Source organism: Pseudomonas sp. OE 28.3, from assembly GCF_014268205.2.
Taxonomy (GTDB): Bacteria; Pseudomonadota; Gammaproteobacteria; order Pseudomonadales; family Pseudomonadaceae; genus Aquipseudomonas; species Aquipseudomonas edaphica.
The window spans coordinates 5338692-5363963 of sequence record NZ_CP077082.1 but is presented as its reverse complement, the minus strand read 5'-3'; the positions used below and the strand labels follow the sequence as shown (position 1 = coordinate 5363963).

The 25272-nt window shown below is 60.3% G+C and carries 28 protein-coding genes; 10 read left to right on the top strand and 18 right to left on the bottom strand.

All coding sequences use genetic code 11. The features are described from left to right. Positions 1 to 125 precede the first annotated feature (125 nt). From HU759_RS24085 to HU759_RS24055, 7 genes are all read right to left on the bottom strand, one after another. Positions 126 to 1475, bottom strand: coding sequence for a CoA transferase (locus tag HU759_RS24085; protein ID WP_170039875.1), 1350 nt, complete (start codon positions 1473 to 1475; stop codon positions 126 to 128). Positions 1476 to 1515: 40 nt separating this feature from the next. Then, on the bottom strand, positions 1516 to 2859 hold the full coding sequence (locus HU759_RS24080) for a HAMP domain-containing sensor histidine kinase (RefSeq protein WP_177033312.1): 1344 nt from the start codon (positions 2857 to 2859) through the stop codon (positions 1516 to 1518). Positions 2860 to 2926: 67 nt separating this feature from the next. Further along, the gene (locus tag HU759_RS24075) at positions 2927 to 3391 is read right to left on the bottom strand and encodes an LTXXQ domain-containing protein (protein WP_017139156.1); all 465 of its coding nucleotides are present in this window, start codon (positions 3389 to 3391) and stop codon (positions 2927 to 2929) included. 368 nt (positions 3392 to 3759) lie between these two features. Continuing rightward, entirely contained in the window at positions 3760 to 4437 is a 678-nt protein-coding gene (locus HU759_RS24070; RefSeq protein WP_017139157.1) for a response regulator transcription factor, read from the bottom strand. Positions 4438 to 4444: 7 nt separating this feature from the next. Continuing rightward, the gene (locus tag HU759_RS24065; RefSeq protein ID WP_099549409.1) at positions 4445 to 4852 is read right to left on the bottom strand and encodes a translation initiation factor 2; all 408 of its coding nucleotides are present in this window, start codon (positions 4850 to 4852) and stop codon (positions 4445 to 4447) included. Positions 4853 to 4959: 107 nt separating this feature from the next. Further along, complete coding sequence (locus tag HU759_RS24060; RefSeq protein WP_099486469.1) at positions 4960 to 5259, bottom strand: YciI family protein; 300 nt, start codon at positions 5257 to 5259, stop codon at positions 4960 to 4962. Between the two features lies 1 nt (position 5260). Continuing rightward, entirely contained in the window at positions 5261 to 5857 is a 597-nt protein-coding gene (locus HU759_RS24055; RefSeq protein WP_099549410.1) for a septation protein A, read from the bottom strand. A gap of 87 nt (positions 5858 to 5944) precedes the next feature. On the opposite strand from HU759_RS24055, the gene HU759_RS24050 reads away from it, so the two are divergent. The 6 genes from HU759_RS24050 (at position 5945) to rluB (ending at position 10923) form a co-directional block, all read left to right on the top strand. Further along, the gene (locus HU759_RS24050) at positions 5945 to 6808 is read left to right on the top strand and encodes a PHP domain-containing protein (RefSeq protein WP_017139160.1); all 864 of its coding nucleotides are present in this window, start codon (positions 5945 to 5947) and stop codon (positions 6806 to 6808) included. A gap of 13 nt (positions 6809 to 6821) precedes the next feature. Next, positions 6822 to 7451: an L-threonylcarbamoyladenylate synthase gene (locus HU759_RS24045; protein WP_017139161.1), complete on the top strand. Its 630-nt coding sequence runs from the start codon at positions 6822 to 6824 to the stop codon at positions 7449 to 7451. Positions 7452 to 7571: 120 nt separating this feature from the next. Beyond that, positions 7572 to 8270 (top strand): ScpA family protein, encoded by a 699-nt coding sequence (locus HU759_RS24040; protein WP_169875663.1) that lies wholly within the window; start codon positions 7572 to 7574, stop codon positions 8268 to 8270. Between the two features lie 12 nt (positions 8271 to 8282). After that, positions 8283 to 9221: an SMC-Scp complex subunit ScpB gene (scpB, locus tag HU759_RS24035; RefSeq protein WP_170039873.1), complete on the top strand. Its 939-nt coding sequence runs from the start codon at positions 8283 to 8285 to the stop codon at positions 9219 to 9221. A 142-nt stretch (positions 9222 to 9363) separates the two neighbouring features. Further along, a complete protein-coding gene (locus HU759_RS24030; RefSeq protein WP_138454185.1) occupies positions 9364 to 9555 on the top strand; it encodes a DUF1289 domain-containing protein in 192 nt (63 codons plus the stop codon). Positions 9556 to 9699: 144 nt separating this feature from the next. Further along, positions 9700 to 10923 (top strand): 23S rRNA pseudouridine(2605) synthase RluB, encoded by a 1224-nt coding sequence (rluB, locus tag HU759_RS24025; protein ID WP_017139164.1) that lies wholly within the window; start codon positions 9700 to 9702, stop codon positions 10921 to 10923. Between the two features lie 193 nt (positions 10924 to 11116). Here rluB and HU759_RS24020 read toward each other — a convergent pair whose 3' ends face one another. After that, positions 11117 to 12076, bottom strand: a complete 960-nt coding sequence (locus HU759_RS24020) for a hypothetical protein (protein ID WP_017139165.1) — start codon at positions 12074 to 12076, stop codon at positions 11117 to 11119. Between the two features lie 73 nt (positions 12077 to 12149). Continuing rightward, positions 12150 to 12287, bottom strand: coding sequence for a hypothetical protein (locus HU759_RS24015; protein ID WP_003175756.1), 138 nt, complete (start codon positions 12285 to 12287; stop codon positions 12150 to 12152). A 647-nt stretch (positions 12288 to 12934) separates the two neighbouring features. Between HU759_RS24015 and HU759_RS24010 the strand changes: the two genes are divergently transcribed. Next, entirely contained in the window at positions 12935 to 14356 is a 1422-nt protein-coding gene (locus HU759_RS24010) for an amino acid permease (protein WP_017139166.1), read from the top strand. Between the two features lie 59 nt (positions 14357 to 14415). Here HU759_RS24010 and HU759_RS24005 read toward each other — a convergent pair whose 3' ends face one another. After that, positions 14416 to 14793 (bottom strand): cytochrome c, encoded by a 378-nt coding sequence (locus tag HU759_RS24005; protein ID WP_138453797.1) that lies wholly within the window; start codon positions 14791 to 14793, stop codon positions 14416 to 14418. A gap of 57 nt (positions 14794 to 14850) precedes the next feature. Here HU759_RS24005 and arfB point away from each other — a divergent pair, with 57 nt between their 5' ends. Continuing rightward, positions 14851 to 15264: an alternative ribosome rescue aminoacyl-tRNA hydrolase ArfB gene (arfB, locus tag HU759_RS24000; protein ID WP_017139168.1), complete on the top strand. Its 414-nt coding sequence runs from the start codon at positions 14851 to 14853 to the stop codon at positions 15262 to 15264. On the opposite strand, the gene HU759_RS23995 is transcribed toward arfB, so the two are convergent. Further along, a complete protein-coding gene (locus HU759_RS23995; RefSeq protein WP_099549416.1) occupies positions 15261 to 16457 on the bottom strand; it encodes an MFS transporter in 1197 nt (398 codons plus the stop codon). The two genes, arfB and HU759_RS23995, sit on opposite strands and share 4 nt — an antisense overlap. 103 nt (positions 16458 to 16560) lie before the next feature. Then, complete coding sequence (locus HU759_RS23990) at positions 16561 to 16743, bottom strand: hypothetical protein (protein WP_017139170.1); 183 nt, start codon at positions 16741 to 16743, stop codon at positions 16561 to 16563. A 195-nt stretch (positions 16744 to 16938) separates the two neighbouring features. Between HU759_RS23990 and HU759_RS23985 the strand changes: the two genes are divergently transcribed. Further along, positions 16939 to 17283 carry a hypothetical protein gene (locus HU759_RS23985; protein WP_217858167.1) on the top strand — a complete coding sequence of 115 codons (345 nt, stop codon included), beginning with the start codon at positions 16939 to 16941 and terminating at the stop codon, positions 17281 to 17283. A gap of 44 nt (positions 17284 to 17327) precedes the next feature. Here the strand turns inward: HU759_RS23985 and HU759_RS23980 are convergent, their stop codons facing one another. Beyond that, the gene (locus HU759_RS23980) at positions 17328 to 17639 is read right to left on the bottom strand and encodes a DUF962 domain-containing protein (protein ID WP_186618154.1); all 312 of its coding nucleotides are present in this window, start codon (positions 17637 to 17639) and stop codon (positions 17328 to 17330) included. Positions 17640 to 17800: 161 nt separating this feature from the next. Here HU759_RS23980 and HU759_RS23975 point away from each other — a divergent pair, with 161 nt between their 5' ends. Next, a complete protein-coding gene (locus HU759_RS23975) occupies positions 17801 to 18859 on the top strand; it encodes an AraC family transcriptional regulator (RefSeq protein WP_017139172.1) in 1059 nt (352 codons plus the stop codon). Here the strand turns inward: HU759_RS23975 and HU759_RS23970 are convergent. The 5 genes from HU759_RS23970 to HU759_RS23950 all read right to left on the bottom strand — a co-directional run bounded on the left by HU759_RS23970 (position 18816) and on the right by HU759_RS23950 (position 25226). Further along, positions 18816 to 20270 carry a TrkH family potassium uptake protein gene (locus HU759_RS23970; protein ID WP_017139173.1) on the bottom strand — a complete coding sequence of 485 codons (1455 nt, stop codon included), beginning with the start codon at positions 20268 to 20270 and terminating at the stop codon, positions 18816 to 18818. The two genes, HU759_RS23975 and HU759_RS23970, sit on opposite strands and share 44 nt — an antisense overlap. Before the next feature lie 247 nt (positions 20271 to 20517). Continuing rightward, on the bottom strand, positions 20518 to 21852 hold the full coding sequence (locus HU759_RS23965; protein ID WP_186618149.1) for an imelysin family protein: 1335 nt from the start codon (positions 21850 to 21852) through the stop codon (positions 20518 to 20520). A gap of 127 nt (positions 21853 to 21979) precedes the next feature. Then, positions 21980 to 24031 (bottom strand): GGDEF domain-containing phosphodiesterase, encoded by a 2052-nt coding sequence (locus HU759_RS23960; RefSeq protein ID WP_017139175.1) that lies wholly within the window; start codon positions 24029 to 24031, stop codon positions 21980 to 21982. 211 nt (positions 24032 to 24242) lie between these two features. Then, positions 24243 to 24470, bottom strand: a complete 228-nt coding sequence (locus tag HU759_RS23955) for a hypothetical protein (RefSeq protein WP_099550444.1) — start codon at positions 24468 to 24470, stop codon at positions 24243 to 24245. Positions 24471 to 24629: 159 nt separating this feature from the next. Continuing rightward, the gene (locus HU759_RS23950; protein ID WP_003212997.1) at positions 24630 to 25226 is read right to left on the bottom strand and encodes a Fe-Mn family superoxide dismutase; all 597 of its coding nucleotides are present in this window, start codon (positions 25224 to 25226) and stop codon (positions 24630 to 24632) included. Between the last annotated feature and the right edge of the window lie 46 nt (positions 25227 to 25272).

The window sequence follows — 25272 nt, the reverse complement described above, 5'->3', positions numbered from 1 at the left end:
GTGTGAGAGCCAGCTCCCACATTTGACTGTGGCCACACTTTCAATGTGTGAGAGCCAGCTCCCACATTTGACTGTGTTCACACATCCAATGTGGGAGCTGGCTTGCCTGCGATAGCGATCTCAAGTCACCACTGAGCCCGATGTGAGCCCAATTCGCCGGCGGGCAAATCCCACTGCAACGGCGTGCCACTGATGCTCACCGGCGCCAGCAAACGATGCGCCTGGCCCCACGCCGTCTGCTCCACCACCAAGCCCTGATCGCCCGGTTCTTCAGCCCGCAACGCCGGCTGCTCCGGCACGTGCCCGGCCTCCACCAGCAACTTCGCCGTGCGCGCCAATGACAACCGCGCCGAACCACCGCGCCCGGTTTTCAGCCGCTCACTCAACGCTTGAATCGCACTGGCCGCCATCAAATACCCGGTCGCATGATCCAGCGCCTGCAACGGCAGCGGCACCGGTTTATCTGCCTGTTTCCACGCCATGCCAGCGTCGGCAATCCCGCTGCTCATCTGTACCAAACTGTCGAAGCCGCGACGGTTACGCCACGGGCCGCTCCAGCCGTAGGCGTTGAGGCTCACGTCGATCAGGCCGGGGGCGAGGTTTTGCAGTTCAGTGGCGGTGTAGCCCAACTGCTCCAGTGCGTCGGCGCGGTAGCCGTGGAACAGGATGTCGGCGTCCTTGAGCAAGCTTTCGAACACCTGGCGGTCTTCAGCACTTTTAAGGTCCAGGCGTGCGCAGCGTTTGCCCAGGGTCATTTCCGGTACTACGCCGGGCTCGTTCCAGGTCGGCGAGTCTATGCGCAGTACATCTGCGCCCAAACCTGCGAGAAAACGGCTGGCCACGGGGCCGGCCAACACGCGGGTCAAATCCAGCACCTTGATGCCGGCCAGTGGGCGTGCCACCGAGCCGAGCCAAGGTTTGTCGCAGGGGGTGTCGAAGGCCTGGCGCTGCACCAATGCCTCGGCGTTCACCGCCAACCCTTGCGGATGGGTTTGCCAGGCCTGCCATGTACGCATCTGCGCCGCGCAACCGCCGGCATCGACGATCGCCTGTTCCAGTTCGGCGGCGTTCCAGGTCGCGACTTTACTGGCCATCTCGGCGCGGTCCTTGACCTTGCCCAGCACGCGCTCGGCAGCGGCACGGTGGTGGGGCGCATTGGTATGCAAACGGATCCAGCCGTCGGCGCTGGCGTAGTCGCCGGCTACCGGGTCCCACAGCGGCGGTACTTGCCAGCCCACCGGGCGAATCGAGGAGGAGAACCAGAAGGAAGCGAGGCGCCGGTCCACGCTTACGCTGGGCAAGCGTCCGGTCTGTTGCTGGATAAGTTGAGCAACCGCCTGGCCGGCAGCGCCGAGGCTGGCGCTGGCCAGTTCGGTTACGGCAAAGGTCGAGGGCAGGGCGCCGGCCTCGGTAAACGTCAGCGGGGTTTGCGGTAGATCGAGTGCGGCTTGGATGGATGTCAGCAGGTCAGTCATCAAAGGCCCTCCGTTAGAGAAGGGCCACTATAGAAGATCCTCACACGGCTGTGACCACTCCCGGCTCCAACGGCAAGTCGATGCTGGCGATAAAACCGCCGTCCGGGTGATTGCCCAGGATCAGGCTGCCGCCATGGCGTTCGGCGGCGCGACGGGCAATCGCCAGGCCCAGCCCGTGGCCTTGTGCGGCCTGGCCAGGCGCGCGATAAAACGGCTCGCCCAACTGGCTCAGGTGTTCGGCTTCAACGCCGGGGCCGTGGTCGCGCACGCTGATCAGGATGCGCTCGCCCTGGTGCCGGGCGCTTAGCTCGATCGGCTGGCCCACGGGGTTAAAGCGCTGGGCGTTACGCAGCAGGTTGTCCACGGCGCGCTCGATCATGGTCGGCCAACCCTTGAGGTGCAACTCGGGCTCGGCGCTCAGTTGCACCACCTGTTCCGGCGCACTGAGTTGGGCATCCTTTTGCAAGGTCCTGAGCAGTGGGGTGAGGTCGACGTCCTCTGCGCTGGCGTTGTCAGCATCCACACGGGCCAGTACGAGGATTTCACTGATCAGCGCTTCCAGGCGGTCGCACTCGCGGGTCAGGCGCGGCCACAGCCGTTCGCGTTCTTCCGGGCTGGCGCGTTCGGCCAGGGCCAGGGCAATACGCAGGCGGGCCAGCGGTGAGCGCAGTTCGTGGGACACATCGCGCAGCAACTGGCGCTGGCTGCCGATCAGGCTTTGCAGGCGCGCGCCCATGCGGTTGAAGTCGGTGGCGAGCACGCCGAACTCATCGCGGCGGTTGGCCAGTTGCGCCAGGCTGTTTTGCTGATAGGTGGTCTGGCCCAGGTCATGCACCGCACCGCGCAGGCGGCTGAGTGGGCGGGTGATGGACAAGGTCACCAGCAGGCTGAACAACGTCAGTACCACCAGGGCAATCGCCAGCGCGCTAAACGGCCACAGCAGGCTGCTGCGGTGCCAGGCGTCCAGTTCCGGGTTGGGGATGCGGTAGATCAGCAGGTACGTGTCCCCGGTTTTTTCACTGGTGTACTCGGCGGTCAGGCGGCGCCAGGGCAAGTGGCTGTCCTGGTTGTCATTCTGGCGGGCTTCGAAGGCGGCGGCGCGACGTGGGAACGTGCCGCGTACCACCGGGTCGCCGCTTTCGTTGAGTACCTGCACGTCGATGTGGTACTGGCGTTTGCGTTGTTGCAGCAAATCCTGGGCGGCGTCCTCACCCTGGGCTTCATAGAGTTGCGTCCACTCTTGCGCCAGGTTGTTGAGGCCGGGATGGCGGCTGAGAATCCAGGCGTCCTGGTTGAGCATGTGCCCAAGCAGGATCGACAGCCCGGCAACCAAGGCGATGGCCAGCCAGAAACTGGCCAGGATGCGCCAGAACAATGAACGCACAGGAAACCCTCAAGCAGGAAAAGCCCAGCGGCGTGAGCCACTGGGCTGGGGAGGTAACGCTAGAGCATTATTGCGCTTTTTGCGGCTGTTGCGCTTTCCAGGCCTGGAATTCCTTCCACTCGGCGCGGCGCTCGGCTTGCTTCTTGACGATCTCGTCGAATTTCTTCTGTTGATCGGGTTTGAGCACAGCACGGATGTCAGCCTGGGTTTTCTGTTTGCCGGCGGCGATTTCATCCTGCATGGCTTTCTGGTCAGCAGCCGGCAGCTTGTCCAGGTACTTTTTGACCAGGTCTTTGCGGGCGTGCCATTGGTCACCCATCAATTTGCCGATTTGCTGGCGCTGTTCCTTGGTCAGGTCCAGCTGGCTGAAGGGGCCGCCTTTGCCACGCGGACCGTGTTCACCGCCGTGGCCCGGGCCACCCATCATGTGGCCTTCTGGGCCGCCCATCGGGCCTGGGCCTTCTGGCATTGCGGCCATGGCAACGGTCGGCAGGGCAGCGGCGAACATCAGAGCGATAAGGGTCTTGCGCATGGTGTTTCTCCTGTCTCTATTCCGGTGAGTCCGGATGTGAGTAGGTTACGCAGCGCAAGGTCAGCGGCGGTCAGGGGAGGGTAAAGCTTGGGTAAAGAGGGTTTTGATGTGAACTGACAAAACTGTCGGATTGATGCGATCAAGTGTGGGAGCTGGCTTGCCTGCGAATGCGGCGGGTCAGCTACATAGATGCAAGCTGACCCTGCGCTATCGCAGGCAAGCCAGCTCCCACTGGGCAATTGATCGTTCCCACGCTCTGCGTGGGAATGCATACCGTGACGCTCTGCGTCACCGGCGTACACAGCGGGACGCAGAGCGTCCCCGGCGGCATTACCACGCGGAGCGTGGGAACGATCTTTAAACGATCTTTAAAGGCTGTAGTAGTAGCCGCGGCTGCGCAGCGCCACGATCCGTGGCCGACCATCCGGGTGTGGGCCGATCTTTTTGCGCAGGTTGCTCACGTGCATGTCCAGGCTGCGGTCGTACAGAGTGAGCTTGCGGCCCAGGGCGATCTGCGCCAGTTCCTGCTTGTCCAGCGGCTCGCCGGGCTGGCGCAGCAAGGCTTCGAGCAGGCGGCTTTCGGACACGGTGAGGGTGAATTCCTGCTCGTCGATGCTGACCACACCGCGCACCGGGCTGAAGCACAAATCGCCCAGTTCCATCTGCGTCGACACGGCGGCCGGGTGGCTGCGGCGCAGCACGGCGCGCAGGCGCGCAGTCAGCTCGCGCGGGTCACAGGGCTTGGCCAGGTAATCGTCGGCACCCAGTTCCAGGCCGAGGATACGGTCCAGCGGTTCGCCACGGGCCGAGAGCATCACCACCGGCAATTCCGGGTGGTCATTGCGCAATTGCTTGAGCAACTCCAGGCCACTGCCATCCGGCAGCATCACGTCAAGCACGACGGCGGCGGGTGCGGCTTCGGCCAGGGCTTTGCGCGCGCTCACGCCGTCGTGGCAGGCGCGCACCTGGAAACCCTCCTGGCTCAACCAACTGGTCAGCAGCTCACACAGCTCCTGGTCATCATCTATCAGTAACAGCTCGCTCATGACTCACTCAATTTAGCCATTGTCGACGGCGACGGTGCCCACCACTGGCGAAGATCCCGCACAGCAGGGCGATCAGTGCGACGGCCGCGCCCGTGACAAACCACTGTTGTTGCTCGGTCAGCCAGCGGGTCAAGGCGCCGCCTTGTGTCTCTTTGAGTTGCTGGACCAGGCGTTGGTTCTCCTGGCGCAAGCGACTCAGTTGGGCGCTTTCGCGAGCAGTATCTGCACTTTGCAGTTGTTTGCTCAGTTCTTCACGCAGCCGTTCGCTTTCTTTCAAGCGTTGCTGCAACTCGGTGATCTGGCTGCCGACACTCAGGGACAAGGGCGTGGAGCTGCCGGTGTTTGAGGTTTCTTCCGCATGGGCGCTCGCCCCGATCATTAACACTGCCAACAGACACAACGGACGTAAGCGCATCGGAACTCCTGATTCCACACGAATATTCAGAACGTTGTCGGCAGGTTACCGAGAATAATGAGCAATTAAGAGCGCGCCGAACCTATCAGGTTCAGCGCAGCCGGGCTTTAAGGCAGGACTTGCTTGAACGGCTTGACCACCACATCAGCGTAGACGCCCGCAGCAATGTAGGGATCGGCTTTGGCCCAGGCCTGGGCGTCGGCCAGCGAGGCGAACTCGGCAATGATCAGGCTGCCGGTGAAGCCGGCGGCGCCTGGGTCATTGCTGTCGACGGCCGGGTGCGGGCCTGCGATCACCAGGCGACCTTCGGCTTGCAGGGTTTTCAGGCGCTCAACGTGCGCCGGGCGTACGCTCAGGCGTTTTTCCAGCGAATCGGCAACGTCGGTGGCAATGATGGCGTAGAGCATGTCAGTCCTCGGTTTTCGGCGTGGTAGGGGCGGTGTCATGCAGATGGCGCGACAGGTAGATACCTTGGCCGATCAGGAACAATACGGTCATGCCCAGGCTACCGAAGACTTTGAAGTCGACCCAGTAATCCTGGAAGGTAAAGGCCACGAACAGGTTGGCGGCGCCGCAGAACAGGAAAAACACGATCCAGGCCACGTTCAAACGCGTCCATACCGGCTCCGGCAGGGTCAGCGCGTGGCCCATGATGCGCTTGATCAACAAGCGGTCACCAATGAAGTGGCTGCCGATAAACACCAGCGCGAACAGCCAGTTCACTACCGGGGCTTTCCATTTAAGGAAGGTTTCGCTGTGAAAGGCCAGGGTCAGGCCGCCGAACACCAGGCAGGCAACCAGGGTGAGCCATTGGCTTTTTTCCAGTTTGCGCTGGGAAATGAAAATGGCGCCGTAGACTACGATAGAACTGACGATCAGTACGGCGGTGGCGCTGTAGATGCCCCCGAACGAGAGCGGATGACCGGCGATATCGATGACCCTGGGGTCGAGTTTGGTAACGATGAAAAACAGCAACAGCGGGATGAAGTCGATGAATTGTTTCACAGTAAGAGCCAGAAGCTGGATGTGGCGGCATAATAACAAACATCCTTGGTAGCGAAAGCGCCAGCTGACTTGAGGTTACACACTCCCGTGAATGTTGATTTGCACTGCCACAGCACGGCCTCCGATGGCGCCCTGGCGCCCGCGGTACTGGTTGCGCGTGCGTTTGAAAAAGGCGTGCGAGTCTTGTCGTTGACCGACCACGACACCCTCGAAGGCCTCAACGAGGCCCGCACGGCGGCGCATGCCTTGGGCATGCAACTGGTCAACGGCGTGGAATTGTCCTGTACCTGGGGCGGCGCCACCATTCATGTGCTTGGCTACGGCTTCGATCAAAACGCCGCGCCTTTGGTGGCGGCCATCGCCCAATTGCACGATGGCCGTTGGCTGCGGTCCGAAGAAATAAGCCGCAAGCTCAGCCTTAAAGGCATGCCCAATGCGCTCGACGGCGCCCGCGCCATCCAGCAAGAGCTGGGCGACAGCGGCAACGCACCGGCCCGCCCGCACTTTGCCGACTGGATGGTGCGTGAAGGTTTCGTCAAGGACCGCGCCGAAGCGTTTCGCAAATGGCTGGGCGCCGGCAAGTTGGGTGATGTGAAGCAACACTGGCCGACGCTGGAAGATACAGTCGGCACATTGCGTGCCTCCGGAGCCTGGGTGAGCCTGGCGCATCCCTGGCATTACGATTTCACCCGCAGCAAGCGCCGCAAGCTGATTGCCGACTATATTGGAGCGGGCGGCCACGCAATCGAAGTGGTCAACGGGCATCAACCCGCTGAGCAGGTGGGCAGCCTGGCGATTCTTGCTCGCGAATTTGGTCTGCTGGTCAGCGCCGGCAGTGATTTTCATGGCCCAGGCGGCTGGTCCGAGATTGGCGAGTACCGCCAGGTCCCGGAAGACTTGCCGCTGTTGTGGGGGCGATTCAAGCATGACCCCATTATTGCCACCGTCTGAACAGGTAGAACACGTGAGTCAATTCTTCCAGATTCATCCGGAAAACCCTCAAGCGCGCCTGATTAAACAGGCCGTGGAGATCATTCGCGCCGGTGGCGTGGTGATCTACCCAACGGATTCGTCCTACGCCATTGGTTGCCAGATCGGCGACAAGAGCGCAGTTGAACGGGTCAGACGCCTGCGTGACCTGGACAAAAACCACAACTTTGCGCTGATCTGCAGCGACTTGTCGCAACTGGGGCTGTTCGCCAAAGTCGACACCGGCACCTTCCGCCTGCTCAAGGCGCACACGCCGGGGCCGTACACCTTTATTCTGAATGCCACCCGCGAAGTGCCGCGCCTGTTGCTGCACCCCAAAAAGCGCACCATCGGCCTGCGTGTGCCCGAGCACCCGATTGCCCTGGCGTTGCTGGCAGAACTGGGTGAGCCGTTGATGAGCGTGTCGCTGATTTTGCCCGGTGAAGAAGAGCCGCTGTACGACCCTTACGAGATGCGCCGCCTGCTGGAAAAACACGTCGATCTGATCATTGACGGCGGCTACGGCGGCAACAAGGCGTCCACTGTGATCAACCTGGCCGACGGCGAGCCGGAAGTGGTACGCGTGGGCTGCGGCGACCCGACGCCGTTTATGGTCGAGGCCTGAATGTCGGCCGTGGAAACCGCTGATCCCCAGGCGGGCGCCCAGCAGGAACTGCCATTTGCCATGGTGTATGGCCAGGCGGTCATGGAAATGCCGCTGGACCTGTATATTCCGCCGGATGCGCTGGAGGTCTTTCTTGAGGCCTTCGAAGGCCCGCTGGATTTGCTGCTGTACCTGATTCGCAAGCAGAACATCAATATCCTCGACATCCCGGTGGCAGAAATCACTCGCCAGTACATGGGGTATGTCGAGTTGATGCAGTCGGTACGCCTGGAATTGGCCGCCGAGTACCTGGTGATGGCCGCCATGCTCGCCGAGATCAAGTCGCGCATGCTGTTGCCGCGTTCCGAGACCATTGAGGCCGAAGAAGACGACCCGCGGGCCGAGCTGATCCGCCGTCTGCAAGAATATGAACGCTTCAAGGCCGCCGCCGAAGGCATCGACGGCTTGAGCCGCGTGGGCCGTGATGTGGTGGTGCCCAAGCTCGATGCCCCGGAAGCCCGGGCGCGCAAGCTGTTGCCGGATGTGAGCCTGGAAGAATTGCTGATGTCCATGGCCGAGGTGCTGCGCCGGGGTGACATGTTTGAAAGCCACCAGGTCAGCCGCGAAGCGCTGTCGACCCGCGAGCGAATGAGCGATGTGCTGGAGCGCCTCAAGGGCGGCGGCTTTGTGCCGTTTGTCGAGCTGTTTACCAAAGAGGAAGGGCGCCTGGGGGTGGTGGTGACCTTTATGGCCATCCTCGAACTGGTCAAGGAATCCTTGGTCGAGCTGGTCCAGAATGAGCCTTTTGCGGCTATCCACGTGCGGGCGCGAGCCGAATAAAGAGCTGAATCGATGAATCTGACTGAACCCCGCGAACTGGCGCCCTTGCTGGAAGCCTTTCTCCTGGCCTCGGGTAAACCGCAATCCCTGGAACGCTTGTTCGAGTTGTTTGAAGAGGCCGAGCGCCCTGAACCACCGGTGTTCAAGAAGGCGCTGGAGATTCTGCGCAAGTCGTGCGACGGCCGCGCCTTTGAACTGCGCGAAGTGGCGTCAGGTTATCGCTTGCAGATCCGTGAGAAATTTTCCCCGTGGGTCGGCCGCTTGTGGGAAGAGCGCCCGCAGCGTTATTCCCGCGCGATGCTGGAGACCATGGCACTGATTGCCTACCGCCAGCCCATCACGCGGGGCGAGATTGAGGATGTGCGGGGTGTGGCGGTCAACAGCCATATCGTCAAGACACTGCTGGAGCGCGAGTGGATCCGCATCGTCGGCTACCGCGACGTGCCCGGCAAACCGGCGATGTTTGCCACCACCAAGGTGTTTCTCGACCACTTCAACCTGAAAAACCTCGACGACCTGCCGCCGCTTGCCGAACTTCGCGAGATGGAAGCCGAGCCGGTGCTCGACTTCGACGACGCGCCGGTGCCGGCCAGCTTGCAGGAGCTGGCCGACGCCACCGCCGAGCCGGAAGAGCCGAAGGACGAAACCAGTTTCCATACCTTGCTGCTTGAACTGGATGATATGGAGCAGGGCATCAAGACTGACTTTGATGACTTGCTGCGTGATGGCGCGGCTGAGCCTGAAACCCAGGTGAACGTTGAGGGTGAGCCGCAAGTCGAACCGGAACCTGAGCCTGAACCCGAAGAAGACATCCTCGGCGTGGCCGAAGCCCGTGAAAAGCTCCTGGCCGCTGTTGCCGCCCTTGAACAGCCGCCTTTGAGCGATGAAGAAGACGAAGCCCGGGCGCTGGCTGAAGCCATCGAAGCCGAACGGCGCCAGTTTGAGGACTGACCCGGTCTGCCAGACACATGGAAACCCTGTGGGAGCTGGCTTGCCTGCGATGCGGGCGCCCCGGTCTGTCGGTTGTACCGAGGTGATGCCATCGCAGGCAAGCCAGCTCCCACAGAAAAGCCAGCTTCCAGGGAGGATTCAAATGAGTTCCACCAAAGACCCTTGCATCAGCATCTGCAAATTCGCCGATGACATCTGCGTCGGCTGTGGCCGCAGCAAGCGCGAAATCCGCGCCTGGAAGAAGCTCGACAAAACCGACAAACGCACCGTTCTGGCCGAAGCCGAGCTGCGCCTGCTGGCCCTGGGCGCCACCGGTCGGCGGAAAAGCAAATGACTTGGGCCTTATCGACTAGTCTGTGATGCGAAACCCGCGCCATGCGCGTATGATTCGCGACCCTTTGCCGATCTATTCGGCCAAAGCCCCGCTTTCAATACTCTTCAGGCCACGCCTGAATCGACCCACCGGGAGGTGCTTAAGATGAACGACCAAGACCAGAACGACAGCCAGGAAATCGGCCCAGCAGGCGAAAAACTGCAAAAGGTGCTGGCGCGTATCGGCGTGGGCTCACGCCGCGACGTCGAAGCCTGGATCACCCAGAAGCGCATCAAGGTCAATGGCGTCGAGGCTACCCTCGGCCAGCGCGTCGACCTGCACGATGCAATCACCATTGATGGCAAAGTCATCAAGCGTGAAGAGGCCGCCGAATCGGTGCGCCGCGTGATCATGTACAACAAGCCCGACGGCGAGATCTGCACCCGTGACGACCCGGAAGGCCGTCCGACCGTGTTCGACAAGATGCCCAAGCCCAAAGAAGGCCGCTGGATCAACATCGGCCGCCTGGACATCAACACCACTGGCTTGCTGATGTTCACCACCGACGGTGAGCTGGCCAACCGCTTGATGCACCCGTCCTACGAGATGGACCGTGAGTACGCTGTACGTGTACGCGGCGAAGTCGATGACGAGATGATCGAACGCCTGAAGGCTGGCGTGGTGCTGGAAGACGGCCCGGCCAAGTTCACCGACATCAAGCAGGCGCCCGGTGGCGAAGGTTTCAACCACTGGTACCACTGCGTGGTGATGGAAGGCCGTAACCGTGAAGTACGTCGCCTGTGGGAATCCCAGGGCCTGGTGGTCAGCCGCCTGAAGCGCGTGCGTTTCGGCCCGGTGTTCCTCAACTCCGACCTGCCGATGGGCCGCTGGCGCGAAATGAGCCAGTACGAAGTCGACATCCTCAGTGCCGAAGTCGGCCTGACGCCGGTGGCCATGCCGCAGATGAACGCCAAGAGCAAAGACAAGCTTGAGCGTATGCAGCGTAAATCTTCGCGCCCTGTTGCGCGTACCGAGCGTGTTGCACGCACCTTGCGCCCTGCGCTGAATGCACCGGCGACCGGTGGGCGTATCTCCCGTGAGCCGCACATCGAAGGCGAGCGTCGCCCAACCGCGCCATCGCGTCAGGAAGGCGAGCGTGCGCCACGCACCCCGCGTCCTGCCCGTGGTGAAGCGCCAAGCGGCGGCCGTAGCAACCGTGGTGAAGCGGACCGCCCAGCGGACAACGCCAGCACCAAGCGCCCAGCCAAGCCCGCGGCGAACAAGCGCCCTGGTCCGAAACTGGTCGCCGACGAGCCGTCGGGCAAGCGCCGTGGCGCGCCGGCCGGTTCCGGTCAGCGTCCGGGTTTTGGTCGCAAGAAGCCGCAGTGATTTAACCGCTGTATAAAAAAACGCCAACCTTAGGGTTGGCGTTTTTTTTTGCTCTGAAAGTTGGTAACCCAATCAAGTGTGGGAGCTGGCTTGCCTGCGATGCGGGCACCTCGGTTTACCAGGCAAACCGCAGTGATGCTATCGCAGGCAAGCCAGCTCCCACAGGGATCCGCTTTGTTTCAACGAGGTGTGTTTAGAACGCAAATCTGCCATCAAACACCGGCTTGTCATCCAGCGCCAACACCCCGCTGGCAAAGATCAAATCCAAGTGATGGCTGCCTTTTTGCCCGCCGCCCAAGCCCAGGTGTAACCCGCAATGGCGCTCCTCGAAGCCGGCATTGCGTGCATACAAGTCTTTCACGCCCTCGTTGGTGCCAATCCCCAATTCCTCCACACGGCGGTTGGACGGGTTGGCATTCAGGTATTTATTGAAGTCGTCCGCCAGCCCTGGCACCTCGCTGGCCACGCTGCAAACCGTCGAGTTCTCGATCCACAGCTCCAGCGGTGATTGCAGCACGCCGTACTTACGCGCAAACGGGATGGTGCTGAGGAAGGTGCCAACAAACCGCACCTGGCCATTGATGGCTTCGCTGTGGGTGGCGATTTCGCCTGGTGCCAGGTCGTGGTTGCCGACCCCGTTGATATTGGTCCACTTCTTGATGCTGCTCAGCGGCGCCTCAAGGCGGGAGCCGTGTTTGTCGGTAAAGCTCAGCACGTTGGCCTGGGACATGCGCCGGATCAGCGTAGCGTTGAGGTCGGCGATGCGCTGCGGCTCGACGCTGAAGGTGTCGTAGAAATAGTCGCCATAATCCTTGAACAGCAGGGATTTCTTCCAGTGTTCGGCCATCACGCCTTGCAGGGCGCGAATAAAATCCGGGCCTTCGGCACGTGGGTTGGGCAGGGTCGAAGAGTCATACAGAAACAGGTACAGGTCGCAGGCTTCGATGGCGTGGGCCAGGGTGTCGCTGGGCGTGAGGTCCAGGCGCTGGCATTGGAAGTTGAAGCGTGCGGCGCTGCTGTGGGTGATTGCTTCGGCGATGGCGTCGTAGCGCTCGGTATGGCCCAGCAACACCGTCGGGCGGCTCAGGCCGTTGAGTGCCGGGTGGTGTGCGAGGTAGTAGAGGAAGTGTTCGACGGCGCGGGCCTTGTCCATGACGGGTATCCTTCTGTGCCTTGGGTAAGGGGGCAGGTGCCGTGCACAGCACCTGCCGGATGCCTGCCGGGTGTTAGAAAGGCCACATCGCAGTGCCAAAGGGCACAACGGCATCGGCTTGCATCATTTCAACGGCGGCCTCATGGGTCGGCGCTTCAAACCAATCGTCGAGTTGCAGTTCGGTTTCCAGGTCGTTTTCCAGTGCTTGCATGGTATTTCTCCTAGAGGACGTTGTTTGAGAACGGCTTGCCAACGGGCTTCGCTGGCAAGTGAAAGAACCTAGGAGAGAGTGTTTGGAAATGCAAAATATTTATTGACACGGTCTCATTTGAATTTTTTCTTCTGTTTTTTCAGTGTGTTTTTTTATCCAGAAAAAACAGCAAATTGGCTGAACCGATTTTTCAAAAACTTCCCACTGACAGTTTTCCGTTAGCTGACGAAAAAGTCTGCCTGTAACGCTGATTTTCCGGGGTGTAACGTTTAATTTACGAGTTTGTCCGGGTGTTACTGAGTGCCGTCCAGCTGTAAGGATTAGCTTACAGTTTGGTGTGTGCACTCTGTTGGGGCGTGCTGAAGCTGTCGAGCGGTGTACAATGCGCCGCGTTTTACTGTGACCCCCTTGCGTATCCACGCAAAAGGCCAAGACCTCAGGGTTTACCCACCCTGATCACTCCGTGCGGCCACGAGTCGGACGGGTTCGATTTCGTCACAGATAAAAACAAACAGGTGACGCATGACCGTTAGAAAGACGCTGTACTCCTGGTGCCTGCGCTGGGGTTTGAGCGGCGCTGCTTGAGTCGGTAATTCAAGGCAGCAACCTGCATTCGACATTCTCAAACCTTGCGTGAGACCCTTTTCATGAGTGGACCCCAATCTTCTTCAGGCGAGCTGAAACGCGGCCTGAAAAATCGGCATATCCAGTTGATCGCCCTCGGTGGCGCCATCGGCACCGGCCTGTTCCTGGGCTCGGCCGGCGTGCTCAAATCCGCCGGCCCTTCGATGATCCTGGGTTATGCCATCTGCGGCTTCATCGCCTTCATGATCATGCGCCAGCTCGGCGAAATGATCGTCGAAGAGCCGGTCGCCGGTTCCTTCAGCCACTTTGCCCATAAGTACTGGGGCGGTTTCGCCGGCTTCCTGTCGGGCTGGAACTGCTGGATTTTGTACATCCTGGTAGGCATGTCGGAGCTGACTGCGGTCGGCAAGTATGTGCACTACTGGTGGCCGGAGATCCCGACCTGGGTTTCGGCGGCGGCGTTCTTCGTATTGATCAACCTGATCAACCTGGCCAACGTCAAAGTCTTCGGTGAGGCCGAATTCTGGTTCGCCATCATCAAAGTCGTGGCTATCGTCGGCATGATTGCCCTGGGCAGCTATTTGCTGGTCAGCGGCAGCGGCGGTCCGCAAGCGTCGGTGAGCAACCTGTGGGACCACGGTGGGTTCTTCCCCCATGGCGTCGGCGGTTTGGTGATGGCCATGGCGATCATCATGTTCTCGTTCGGTGGTCTGGAAATGCTCGGTTTTACCGCTGCTGAGGCCGATCAGCCACGTACGGTGATCCCCAAGGCGATCAATCAGGTGATCTACCGCATCCTGATTTTCTACATCGGCGCCCTGGTGGTGCTGTTGTCGCTGACGCCGTGGGACAGCCTGCTGGCGACCCTTAACGCGTCCGGCGATGCCTACAGCGGCAGCCCATTCGTGCAGGTGTTCTCGATGCTGGGCAGCAACACCGCCGCGCACATCCTCAACTTTGTGGTGCTGACGGCGGCATTGTCGGTGTACAACAGTGGCACCTACTGCAACAGCCGCATGCTGCTGGGCATGGCTGAACAGGGTGATGCGCCCAAGGCATTGGCCAAAATCGACAAGCGCGGCGTGCCGGTGCGCTCGATCCTCGCCTCGGCAGCGGTCACTCTGGTGGCGGTGTTGATGAACTACTTCATCCCGCAACACGCGCTGGAGTTGTTGATGTCGCTGGTGGTTGCCACCCTGGTAATCAACTGGGCGATGATCAGCTTTTCGCACTTCAAGTTCCGCCAACACATGAACCGCACCGGCCAAGTGCCGCTGTTCAAGGCGCTGTGGTATCCGTATGGCAATTACATCTGCCTGGCGTTCGTGGTGTTTATCCTGGTGATCATGCTGATGATTCCGGGGATTCAGGTGTCGGTATACGCAATCCCGGTGTGGGTAGCGTTCATGGCGGTGTGTTACTGGATCAAGAACAAGCGCAGTGCTGAAGCCGCATTGACCACGGCAAATGCAGCGCTGAAGTAAGCGACGCTCCATCGGCGATTAATACCCCTCTATTGAGGGGTATTTTTTTGCGATGAGATTCATCGGCTGTTTGCAATAACGCCACTCATGTAGGCGTTCAAGTCGCGAAAATCCTTGACGCTCCAGGCATGCGGCGCAACCTTCACGCCATTGTCTTGCAGGGTTTTTGGGATCAGGTTGCCATTCGGGCGAAGGATCACCGAAGACACAATAACGCCCGGATAATCCGCCAGCCGTTTTTTGAAAGCAGGGGTTGTGAGGTCCGGCGTGGGCGGGCTGCTTTTCCTGGCCAATGGCCCGGAGGCCTTGAGGTCCGGGCCGTGGCACATGGCGCATCGCTGTGAATACAGGTTTTTGCCGTTGGCAGTGTCCGCGACGGACAGTGGCGTTTGAATGAGTGATAAAGTGCCGAGCACAGTGATGAATAGCCTTTTCATATTGCTGCGTCCTTGTTGTTTATGTTGTTGTGGCCCGTTGCCTAAGGTTTTTGATTGATGCTGGTAATTTCCAACAACGTGCACTTGCCCGATGCCGAGATCGAGTTGACCGCCATTCGCGCCCAGGGCGCCGGTGGGCAGAACGTCAACAAGGTGTCGAGCGCGGTGCACCTGCGGTTTGATATCCCGGCTTCATCGTTGCCGGCGTTCTATAAGGAGCGTTTGCTGGCGCTGCGTGACAGTCGTATCACCAGTGAAGGTGTGTTGGTGCTCAAGGCTCAGCAATACCGCACTCAGGAACAGAACCGTGCCGATGCGCTGGAGCGCCTGGTGGAGTTGATCCTCAGCGCCACCAAGGTCGAAAAAAAGCGCCGCCCGACCAAACCCACCCTGGGTTCGAAAAAGCGTCGCCTGGAATCCAAGACCAAGCGCGGCAGCATCAAGGCCGGGCGCGGCAAGGTCGACTTCTAGGCGCCTCTCGCCTCGCGGGCCTTGGGGGCTTGCCGGTACAGGTAAACACTCAGCAGCAGACCACCGACCGACGCGAGGGCGGCAAACAGGAATATCGACGCAAAGCCGAAGCCTGCCGCCACCGCCCCGGCCAGTGGGCCGGTGATACCCAATGACAAGTCGATAAACAGCGAATAAGCCCCCACCGCCGCGCCACGGCTGGAGGCCGGCACCAGGTTGACGGCTTCTACGCCCAGTGCTGGAAACACCAGCGAAAAGCCAAACCCGCTCAACGCCGCACCGGCCAGCGCCCATTGCGCGTCGGGTGCCAGCCATAGCAACAACAGGCCAAGGGCTTCTACCGACAGGCAGGCAATCGCCACACGAAAGCCGCCGATCCGGTTGATCAAATTGCCGAACAACAGGCGCGCGCCGATAAAACTGGCGCCGAACAGGCTCAATGCCCACACCGCGTTGTCCCAATGCTGGGTGGTGTAATACAGGGTGATAAAGGTGGCGATGGTGCCAAAACCAATCGAACCCAACGCCAGGGCACAGCCGTGTGGCAGTACGCGGCCCAGCACATTCATGAAGGGCAGGCGCACGCCGGCCACAATTGGCGCGGCTTCCTTGTTCCAGGCCAACAGCACGCCGAGCACCGCCAGCAGGATGATGCTGACGCCCATGCTCCACAGCCCCAAGTGGCTGACCAGCAGCACACCCAGCGGCGCACCGATGGCCAGCGCGCCGTAGCTGGCGATGCCATTCCACGAGATGACCTTGGCCGTGTTGGCGGCGCCGACTCGGCCGATGCCCCAGCCGATGGCACCAGAGCCCACCAGGCTTTCCGCGCTGCCCAGCACCAGTCGGCCAATCAGCAGGCTGATCAGGCTGATGCCCGGCAGGCTGGAAAACCACGCCGCCAGCAACATGAACACGCCGCTCAGGCCGCAACCGACCAAGCCGATCAGCACCGCGCGCTTGCTGCCCAGGTTATCGATGATTTTGCCTGCATACGGACGGCTCAGCAGGGTGGCCAGGTATTGCACGCTGATTACCAAGCCCGCGATAACTGCGCCGTAGCCCAGTTGGCTGTGCACATAGCCCGGCAATACGGCCAGGGGAATACCGATGTTGAGGTAGCCGATAAAGGTAAACAGCACGATGGAAACGACTTGCAGCGTGACCGCCATGGGGCGCTGGGTATCTGGCATGGGGGAGGTCCACCGTCGCAGCAGGTAAAGATAGGCTGCTAATGATACCGATGCTTTGGCTTGTGCAGGGCGGTAAAAAGCAAAACGTCAGCTCAAAAAGACATCAGGCTTGAGGCGGGGCCAGCATTTGCGTGGTCACCAGGGCGGCCAAGGCGTTTTCCTGGGTGCCAAAACGCTTGAGCAGCAGGGCTTGTTTGTCGGCGCTGAGGCGGTTCCAGACTTCGATCATCTGCAAGGCAGCGTCCAGTACTGCGGCGTCGGGGGTGTCGGGGAGGGTGTCGGTCATGGCGGGGGTCTCGATGATTCAGGCAGTGTGGAAAGCGCTTGAAGTGCGCTTTCCACACGGTCTGGTACGGCGTCAGTCCTGGCGTTTGCTGTCGACTGGTTTTGCTTCTTTGGCTTCAGGCTGTTTGTCACTGGCCTGCTGCGGTGTTGGCTGCTCAGTTGGGTGCAGGCTTGGGAAGGGGAGATTAGGTATCTCGTGCATCGTCGTCGCTCCTCGCAAGATCTGTTTTATCAATCGCAGGTGATTCCGCGCTCTCAAAAAGCCTTGGCAGGATACAGCACTGAAAATGACAAAAAGAATTTTATGTCGGCGGATGTGCGAATTTTTATTTTTTTGCGCAAGTGGCATGGGGTCGCAGGCTGGGTAAGGGCCGGAGCAACAGCAACAGCGAAGCCATACTCGGTCAAAGGTGGGAGCTGGCTTGCCTGCGATGCAGGCACCTCGGTGTACCTGACACACCGAGGTGCCTGCATCGCAGGCAAGCCAGCTCCCACAGAAAAGCAGATCTCAGGTGTATGCAAATCCGCTTTTCGCTTTTGATCCAACCACTCAGGTCGGCTACTAGGCTGCCGTAAAGAGACACCTCAAAAAGGCACCTTCCCCAAAATCATGTCGCGATACATCACAAAATCCCCCAGCAAACTGTAGAAGGGATGTTGAAACGTTGCAGGCCGGTTCTTTTCGAAGACGAAGTGCCCGATCCAGGCAAAGGTGTAGCCGGCGACCGGTAATGCGAGCAGTAACCCCAACGAGCCACGGCCAATGGCATAAGCCAGAATCCCAATCACCAGGGTGGTGCCAATAAAGTGCAGGCGCCGGCAGGTGCTGTTGGCGTGCTCGCTCAGGTAATAAGGGTAGAACTCAGCGAAGCTGTTGAATTGCTTGACGTTTTCCACAGTGATCGGCCCTGGGCTGGTGATGCCGCCCAACAGATGTTCGGCGGGGAGCTTATTTGAGTCTAGAGTGATCAGTGGTAACAGCCAGTGACAATAGATGCCACTTTAGTATCCTTGGCTTCCTGGCTGCCGTTTAAGCCTGCTTTTTTCAAGAAGACGCCATGAGCGAACGAACAACTTCTGCAAGCTGGGCAATGGGCATCGTCAAAGCGTTGGAAATGGACGGCCTGGATTGCCGCGTCCTGTTCAAGCAACTGGGCCTGGACTACGCCGCGCTCAGTGACCCTGATGCACGTTTTGCGCAAGACTCCATGACCCGGCTGTGGCAGCGCGCTGTCGAGCTGTCAGGCAACCCCGCGATCGGCTTGAACATGGGCAAGGTGGTGCGCCCGGCGTCGTTTCATGTGGCGGGTTACGCCTTGATGTCCAGCAACACCCTGGCCGAAGGTTTTATGCGCCTGGTGCGTTACCAACGCATCATCGCCGAAAGCGCCGACTTGAGTTTTCGCCTGTTACCTGAAGGCTATGCGCTGATTCTGACGGTGCATGGCGATCACCTGCCGCCGACCCGGCAAAGCGCTGAAGCCTCGTTGGCCAGTGCCCTGGCATTATGTGGCTGGCTGACTGGCCGCACCCTGCAGCCACGCAAGGTAATGTTGCAAGGTGACCAACCGGCCGATCTGGCGCCCTATAAGCAAGCATTCCATGCGCCTATGGAGTTCAATGCGCCCTATGATGCGCTGATTTTCGAACAGGCCGACATGGATGCACCGTTGCCCACCGCCAATGAGGCGATGGCGCTGCTGCATGATCGGTTTGCCGGTGAATACCTGGCGCGGTTTTCCGAGAGCCGCGTGACCCACAAGGCGCGCCAGGTGCTGTGCCGCTTGTTGCCCCAGGGTGAGCCCAAGCGCGAAGTGGTGGCACAGACCCTGCACTTGTCTCAGCGCACGTTACAGCGGCGTTTGCAGGAGGAGGGCACCAGTTTCCAGACGTTGCTCGACGATACGCGTCGCGAGCTTGCCGAACAGTACCTGGCGCAGCCGAGTATGACCTTGCTGGAAATCGCCTACCTGTTGGGCTTTGCCGACCCGAGTAATTTCTTCCGCGCGTTCCGCCGCTGGTTCGACGTCACGCCCGGCGAGTACCGGGTGCGGCTGCTGCAGGCATCGACGGTCAGTGGCGCCAAAACGCCGGAATGCACAGAACAAACACGGTAATAATCTCCAGCCTTCCCAGCAGCATGCCGAATGACAAGATCCACTTGGCCGCATCCGGCAGGCTGGCGAAGTTACCGGCCGGGCCGATGGTTTCGCCCAGGCCCGGGCCAACACCGGACACGGTGCTGGCGGCACCGGTCAGTGCGGTCATCCAGTCCAGACCCAGCAGTGACAGGGCCAGGGCGATGGCGCAGATGGTGATAGCGAAGAAAAACGAAAAGGTCAGGATCGAGCGCACGATCTCTTCGTCGAGACGGTGGCCGTTGTACTTCTGCTTGATCACTGCGCGTGGGTGGATCAGTTGGTTCAGGTTGGCCTTGAGCAGGATGTAGGCGACCTGGAAGCGGAAGATCTTGATCCCGCCCGCCGTCGAGCCCGAACAGCCGCCGATAAAACCCAGGTAGAAGAACAGCATCAGCGAGAAATTGCCCCACAGGCTGTAGTCCCCCAGCGCAAAGCCGGTCGTGGTCACCACCGACGTAACGTTCAGGGCAACATGGCGCAGGGCATCCAGCCAGTGCAGGTTGGTCGTCCACCAGTACCAGGTGCCGAGTACCAGCCACGTCACGATCAGCAAACCGAGCAAGCCTTGCACTTGCTGATCCTTGATCAGCGCCCGGCGGTTGCCGCGCAATGTGGCCACATACAGGGTGAACGGCAAGCTGCCGAGGATCATCACCACCACCGCTACCCAGTGCACCGCCGGTTGTTTCCAGTGGGCCAGGGATTCATCGGAGGTGGAAAACCCGCCGGTGGAAATTGCTGACATCGCGTGGTTGATCGCATCAAACAAGCCCATGCCGGCCCACCAGAACGCCAGGCTGCCCAGGATGGTGATGCCCACATACGCTGCCACGATCAGGCGCGCCACCATGTGCGAGCGCGGCATGACTTTTTCTGAGCGGTCCGAGGATTCGGTCTGGAACAGGCGCATGCCACCAATGCGCAGCAGCGGCAGGATCGCCACCGCCATGCCGATAAAGCCGATGCCGCCCAGCCAGTGCAACATTGAACGCCACATCAGGATGCCAGGGGACATGCTGTCCAAACCGCTCAGGACGGTGGAGCCGGTGGCGGTGATGCCCGACATGCTTTCAAAGAACGAATCGGTGTAGCTGATGTGCTGGGTCAGCAGAAACGGCAGCGCGGCGAAGATGCACACCACCAGCCAGCTGGTGACGGTCAGCAGGTACATGTCCCGGGGGCGCAGGTGCACGTGTTCGGGGCGGCCGGGGATAACCAGGGCCAAACCCGCAAGGAAGGTGATCATGCTGGCCCACAGGAACGAGGGCAGGTCGCTGGTGCGTTCGAAGATCACCAGGGTGGCCATCGGGATGACCATGGCGATCGCGAGGGTGATCAGGAAGATGCCGATGATGAAACCGATGATACGCAGGGTCGGCAACGCCATGAAGAAAGCTCGGGTTTGAGAGAGTGGCGCCATTCTACCTGCGGTGCGGGTCTTGTAAACCGGGGTGTACGAGGCGAAGCAGTTCGACTGTGTGAGCTGGCTTGCCTGCGATGGCGACCTGTCAGCCACCCATCTGTAGCAGACCCATCGCTATCGCAGGCAAGCCAGCTCCCACAGTGGGTATGGGAAGGGGGGAACGCGCACAAAAAAGGCGACCCGAAGGTCGCCTTATTCAGCGCAGGATCAATCAGAACTCGTGATCAGCGTTATCCGGGTTCAAATCACTGATGCCCAGCTTGCCCGCGGCGGTTTCGATCGCGCCGGTCTGCTTGACCAGTGCCGCAATCGCGTCACGCACGATCTGGTTGCCCTTGTCGTTACCGGCCGCGATCAGTTGGTCGTAGTGCTCACCGGCGTTGGCCTGGTCAACCATGACCTGGATCTTCGCTTCGGTCGACGCCAGGTCGGCCTTGAGCGCCGAGTCGGCGGCTGGATCGGCCTTGGCCACCAGCGACGAGAGGCTTGCGCCGGTCATTTTGGTGCCGTCGGTGCGGGTGTACTCGCCCAGGTAGACGTTGCGGATGCCCTTGGCGTCGTAGAAGTGCGAGTTGTGGGTGTTGTCGCTGAAGCAATCCTGTTCGTCTTCCGGCGAGTTGGCTTCCAGGGAAACCTTCATGCGCTCACCGGCCAGTTCGCCCAGGGACAGGCTGCCCATGCCGAACAGCATTTTGCGCAGGCCGTCGGTGGCAGGTTCTGCTTCCAGGGTGGCGCGGTAGTTGTCGTCGACCTTGGGTTTCCAGTTGCCGACCATTTCTTCCAGGTCGCTGACCAGCAGTTGGGTCACAGCGCGCAGGTAAGTGCGACGGCGCTCATTGTTACCGCCGGTGGCACCGTCGCCGGTCATGTAGTCGGATGCCGGGCGGTTGCCTGCGCCTGGGCCGGTGCCGTTGAGGTCCTGGCCCCAGAGCAGGAACTCGATGGCGTGGTAGCCGGTGGCGACGTTGGCTTCGGAACCGCCCAGTTCATTGAGGCTGGCGAGTTTTTCCGGGGTGATTTCCTTGACGTCGACCTTGTCTTCGCCCACCTGGATCTCTGTGTTGGCGATGATGTTGGCGTTGGCGCCCGGGTTACCCAGCGCGTGCTCGTAGGATTTGTCTACGTAGTCGATCAGGCCTTCGTCCAGGGGCCAGGCGTTCACTTGGCCTTCCCAGTCGTCGATGATGGTGTTGCCGAAGCGGAACACTTCACTTTGCAAGTACGGCACACGGGCGGCGACCCAGGCGTTGCGGGCTGCTTTCAGGGTGTCGTCGCTCGGGTTGGCGAGGAAGGTGTCGATTGCGGTTTGCAGGGTCTTCGCGGTGGATTCGGCGTCGCTGTACACCGCGAACACCATGTCGGCGTAATGCGCGACAACGGCCTTGGCGGCTGCTTCGTCGACCTGGCCGGCAGGCGTGGCAGCCGCTGGAGCGGTGGTGCTGGCTGCCGGGGTCGGCGCGGCGGCCTTGTCTTTACCTTCGCCGCAACCGGCGAGAGAAATGGCAATGGCCAGCAGACTGGCGGTGGCCAGGGGCATACGAATCATGGCGAACATCCTGCTTCGGTTGTTGATAGGGCGCGCGGGGAAGCGCAAAAACTGCGACATAATGCGAAAGATTTGCATTTTGTGTAAAGGTTTATGCGAGGGAAATATTTGGTATCGATTTGTCGGTTCAGAGAATCGCCGCGTTGTTGCGCTCGGACTGTTTCAAAAACGCCGCCAGCTCACGGGCCTGCAGCGGTTTGCTGTAGTGGTAGCCCTGGCCCTCATGGCACCCTTCGGAAATGATATAGGCCTCCTGCTCGGCGGTTTCCACGCCTTCGGCAATCACCTGCATGCCCAGGCTTTTGCCCAGTTGGATAATGGCGCGCACGATGGTTGCATCGTCGTCGTCATCCAGCAGGTCCTGGACGAAGCTCTTGTCGATCTTGATCTTGTCCAGTGGCAGGCTCTTGAGGTAGCTCAAGGATGAATAGCCGGTGCCGAAGTCATCAATCGCGATCAAGGCACCGGAGCGGCGCAGGCTCAGCAGGTGCTGGGCGGCGGTGCTGATGTCCTCCATCAGGCCGGTCTCGGTCACTTCCAGCTCCAGGCTGCGTGGCGGCAGGCGATAGATCTGCATCAGGTTGTTGACCACCCGTGGCAACTCGGTGTGGTGCAACTGCACGGTGGACAGGTTGACCGCCATGCGCAGTTCGGTGAAGCCCAGGTCATGCCATTCGCGCAACTGCCGGCAAGCCTGGTCCAGCACCCATTCACCAATCGGAATAATGGTGCCGTTCTGCTCCGCCAGCGGGATGAACAAGTCCGGCGGCACCAGGCCGTGTTCCGGGTGCTGCCAGCGAAGCAATGCCTCTACGCCCACCACGCGGTGGTCGAGGTAGCTGATCTGCGGTTGGTAGACCAAGTGGAACTGCTCGCGACCCAGGGCATCGCGCAGGTCTTTTTCCAGTTCGCGGCGCCGGCGCATTTCGCTGTCGACACTGGCGATATAGAACTGATAGCGGTTGCGCGAGCGGCTCTTGGCCAGGGTCATGGTCTGTTCGGCTTTTTGCAGCAGCTTCTCGGTGCTGTCGCCGTCCTCCGGGAACAGGGTGATGCCGATGGTGGCGCGCAGGCGAATCTGGTCCTGGTCGAGGGCGAATTCGGCTTCCAGGTCGTCGAGGATACTTTGCGCCAGCTCGGCGGCCTCGTAAGGCTGGTCGATATCGGCCTGCACCAGTGCAAACTGGTCGCCGCCCAAGCGGGCGAGGGCGCCGAGGCGGCCGCTGTGGGCGCGCAGGCGGTCGGCCAGGGCCAGCAGTAATTTGTCGCCGGCCTGGTAGGTGAACTGTTCGTTGACGCTTTTGAAGTCATCCAGCCCCACGCACAGCACCGCCACCCGGCGCTGTCGGCGGCCGGCATCGGTGAGGATCTTGTCCAACTGCTCCTGCAGCTTCTGACGGTTCGGCAGCCCGGTCAGGAAGTCGTACTGGGCCATGCGCAACAGGCTCGATTCCGCCTCATGCCGCAAGTGCGTATTGCGCTCGATGGACTCGAGCAACTGGTTGGCAGTGTTGATCCACAGCCCCAGCTCGTTGCGTTCATGGCCCTTGAGCTGGGGGATCTTGTGTTCGCTGGGGCGGTCGGGGTTGATTGAGGTCAAGTGCTCGATAATCCGCGACAACGGCTTGGTCAGCAGCCAGTGATACACCAGGTACAGCACCAGGCCCATGGCCAGGGCGCGCAGCACGCCGGAAATAAAGATGATCACCGAGCTGACAATAAAACCTTTGCCGTAGGTGGCTGTGTCGAGGGTAATGCTCAGGTCGCCGTAGTACTCGCTATAGGGGCCTTTGCCAACCAGTGCAGTCGTAAAGGTGCGTTCCTGGCCAAGAATCAGGTCGGTCAACCAGCGGGTGGGTGATTGCTGCAAGGCGCGGCTTTTTTCCGCCAGCATGGTTTCGTTGGGGTGGCCGATGGAGGCCATGCGCACGGCGTCGTCCTGAAACAGGCCCTCGATCACCTGCATGCCCATCTCGCGGTCCAGGCTGTAGACAGCCTGGGTCGAGGGGTCGCGAAACATGTCGAGGATCCGCTGCGCGTCACCGGCCACGGCCTGACGCGTCTTGTAGGCATCAAACACGATCTGCGCCACGCTCAGCGTCACGCCCACGATCAATGCCGAGAGCAGCACAACCCGTAGCAACTTCACCGACAAGCTGTTTTTGAGTTCCAGCTTCAAAGGGTCATTCCTTGTTCCGTGCGGGTAGCCTCAATATGCCATGAGTATTGGCAATCTCGGGATGGCAGTCAAAGGGACATTGCTGCTAAGGCTTCTGGAGGCTGTAAAGGGCGTGTCTGGAAGGAAGAGGGCGATGATATCCATCGCCCTCGGGTACCGCGCAGGAAAGGAAGGGAATGCCTTCGACATCCCGACATCGAGTGTTGCGGGCTTAAGATACTTTGATCGAGTTTTCGTTTACGTTGTTGAACGTGATCTGATGTTCGTTCTTCTGGTGGGCATCACCGCCGATTTTACCTTGCGCCCTGCCGGCGGCCTGACTGGCTGAATTGACCAGCGTGCCCAGCAAGTCCATGCCCTTGCTCACCAGGTCCATGCCTTTGCCTGCGAGTGGCAACACTGAAGACACAGCTGACATACCCATCGATAACGGATCCATTGCGGACTCTCCTACAGGATAAAATGAGAGAGTTATTTCTCTCGCATGCTGGGTGGCCTGTTCCTCTCGGTGAGTTCCACACATTCTGCATTACGTCCAGTTTTCGTCGGCCACAAAAAAGCCCGGCAATTGCCGGGCTCTTTCTACTGCAAACGTTGCTTAGGCAGTAAAGGTTTTGCCTTCGAACTGCTCAGCCACGAATTTCCAGTTGACCAGATTCCAGAACGCTTCCACATACTTTGGACGCACGTTGCGGTAGTCGATGTAGTAGGCGTGTTCCCACACGTCGCAGGTCAGCAGCGGGGTGTCGCCGCTGGTCAGCGGGTTGCCGGCGCCGATGGTGCTGGCCAGGGCCAGGGAACCGTCAGCTTTTTTCACCAGCCAGCCCCAACCGGAACCGAAGGTGCCGACGGACGTCTTGGTGAACTCTTCCTTGAACTTGTCGAACGAACCGAAGGCTGCGTTGATGGCTTCAGCCAGTGCGCCGGTCGGTTGGCCACCGGCGTTTGGCGCCAGGCAGTTCCAGTAGAAAGTGTGGTTCCAGACCTGAGCGGCGTTGTTGAAGATGCCGCCCGAAGAAGACTTGACGATTTCTTCCAGAGTCTTGCCTTCGAACTCGGTGCCAGGCACCAGGTTGTTCAGGTTCACGACATAGGTGTTGTGGTGCTTGTCGTGGTGGTACTCCAAGGTTTCCTTGGAGATGTGCGGCTGCAGGGCATCGTGTGCGTAGGGCAGCGGCGGCAATTCGAAAGCCATGATGATTCTCCTAATCAGGTCAGTTGCGGTGAGCGCAAGGCCGATC

Bases quoted from the DNA above. Each gene is read 5' to 3' on its own strand.
- HU759_RS24085 (WP_170039875.1), bottom strand. From the start codon at position 1,475: ATGACTGACCTGCTGACATCCATCCAAGCCGCACTCGATCTACCGCAA.
- HU759_RS24075 (WP_017139156.1), bottom strand. From the start codon at position 3,391: ATGCGCAAGACCCTTATCGCTCTGATGTTCGCCGCTGCCCTGCCGACC.
- HU759_RS24070 (WP_017139157.1), bottom strand. From the start codon at position 4,437: ATGAGCGAGCTGTTACTGATAGATGATGACCAGGAGCTGTGTGAGCTG.
- HU759_RS24065 (WP_099549409.1), bottom strand. From the start codon at position 4,852: ATGCGCTTACGTCCGTTGTGTCTGTTGGCAGTGTTAATGATCGGGGCG.
- HU759_RS24060 (WP_099486469.1), bottom strand. From the start codon at position 5,259: ATGCTCTACGCCATCATTGCCACCGACGTTGCCGATTCGCTGGAAAAA.
- scpB (WP_170039873.1), top strand. From the start codon at position 8,283: ATGAATCTGACTGAACCCCGCGAACTGGCGCCCTTGCTGGAAGCCTTT.
- HU759_RS24030 (WP_138454185.1), top strand. From the start codon at position 9,364: ATGAGTTCCACCAAAGACCCTTGCATCAGCATCTGCAAATTCGCCGAT.
- rluB (WP_017139164.1), top strand. From the start codon at position 9,700: ATGAACGACCAAGACCAGAACGACAGCCAGGAAATCGGCCCAGCAGGC.
- HU759_RS24020 (WP_017139165.1), bottom strand. From the start codon at position 12,076: ATGGACAAGGCCCGCGCCGTCGAACACTTCCTCTACTACCTCGCACAC.
- HU759_RS24015 (WP_003175756.1), bottom strand. From the start codon at position 12,287: ATGCAAGCACTGGAAAACGACCTGGAAACCGAACTGCAACTCGACGAT.
- HU759_RS24010 (WP_017139166.1), top strand. From the start codon at position 12,935: ATGAGTGGACCCCAATCTTCTTCAGGCGAGCTGAAACGCGGCCTGAAA.
- HU759_RS24005 (WP_138453797.1), bottom strand. From the start codon at position 14,793: ATGAAAAGGCTATTCATCACTGTGCTCGGCACTTTATCACTCATTCAA.
- arfB (WP_017139168.1), top strand. From the start codon at position 14,851: ATGCTGGTAATTTCCAACAACGTGCACTTGCCCGATGCCGAGATCGAG.
- HU759_RS23995 (WP_099549416.1), bottom strand. From the start codon at position 16,457: ATGCCAGATACCCAGCGCCCCATGGCGGTCACGCTGCAAGTCGTTTCC.
- HU759_RS23990 (WP_017139170.1), bottom strand. From the start codon at position 16,743: ATGACCGACACCCTCCCCGACACCCCCGACGCCGCAGTACTGGACGCT.
- HU759_RS23975 (WP_017139172.1), top strand. From the start codon at position 17,801: ATGAGCGAACGAACAACTTCTGCAAGCTGGGCAATGGGCATCGTCAAA.
- HU759_RS23970 (WP_017139173.1), bottom strand. From the start codon at position 20,270: ATGGCGTTGCCGACCCTGCGTATCATCGGTTTCATCATCGGCATCTTC.
- HU759_RS23965 (WP_186618149.1), bottom strand. From the start codon at position 21,852: ATGATTCGTATGCCCCTGGCCACCGCCAGTCTGCTGGCCATTGCCATT.
- HU759_RS23955 (WP_099550444.1), bottom strand. From the start codon at position 24,470: ATGGATCCGTTATCGATGGGTATGTCAGCTGTGTCTTCAGTGTTGCCA.
- HU759_RS23950 (WP_003212997.1), bottom strand. From the start codon at position 25,226: ATGGCTTTCGAATTGCCGCCGCTGCCCTACGCACACGATGCCCTGCAG.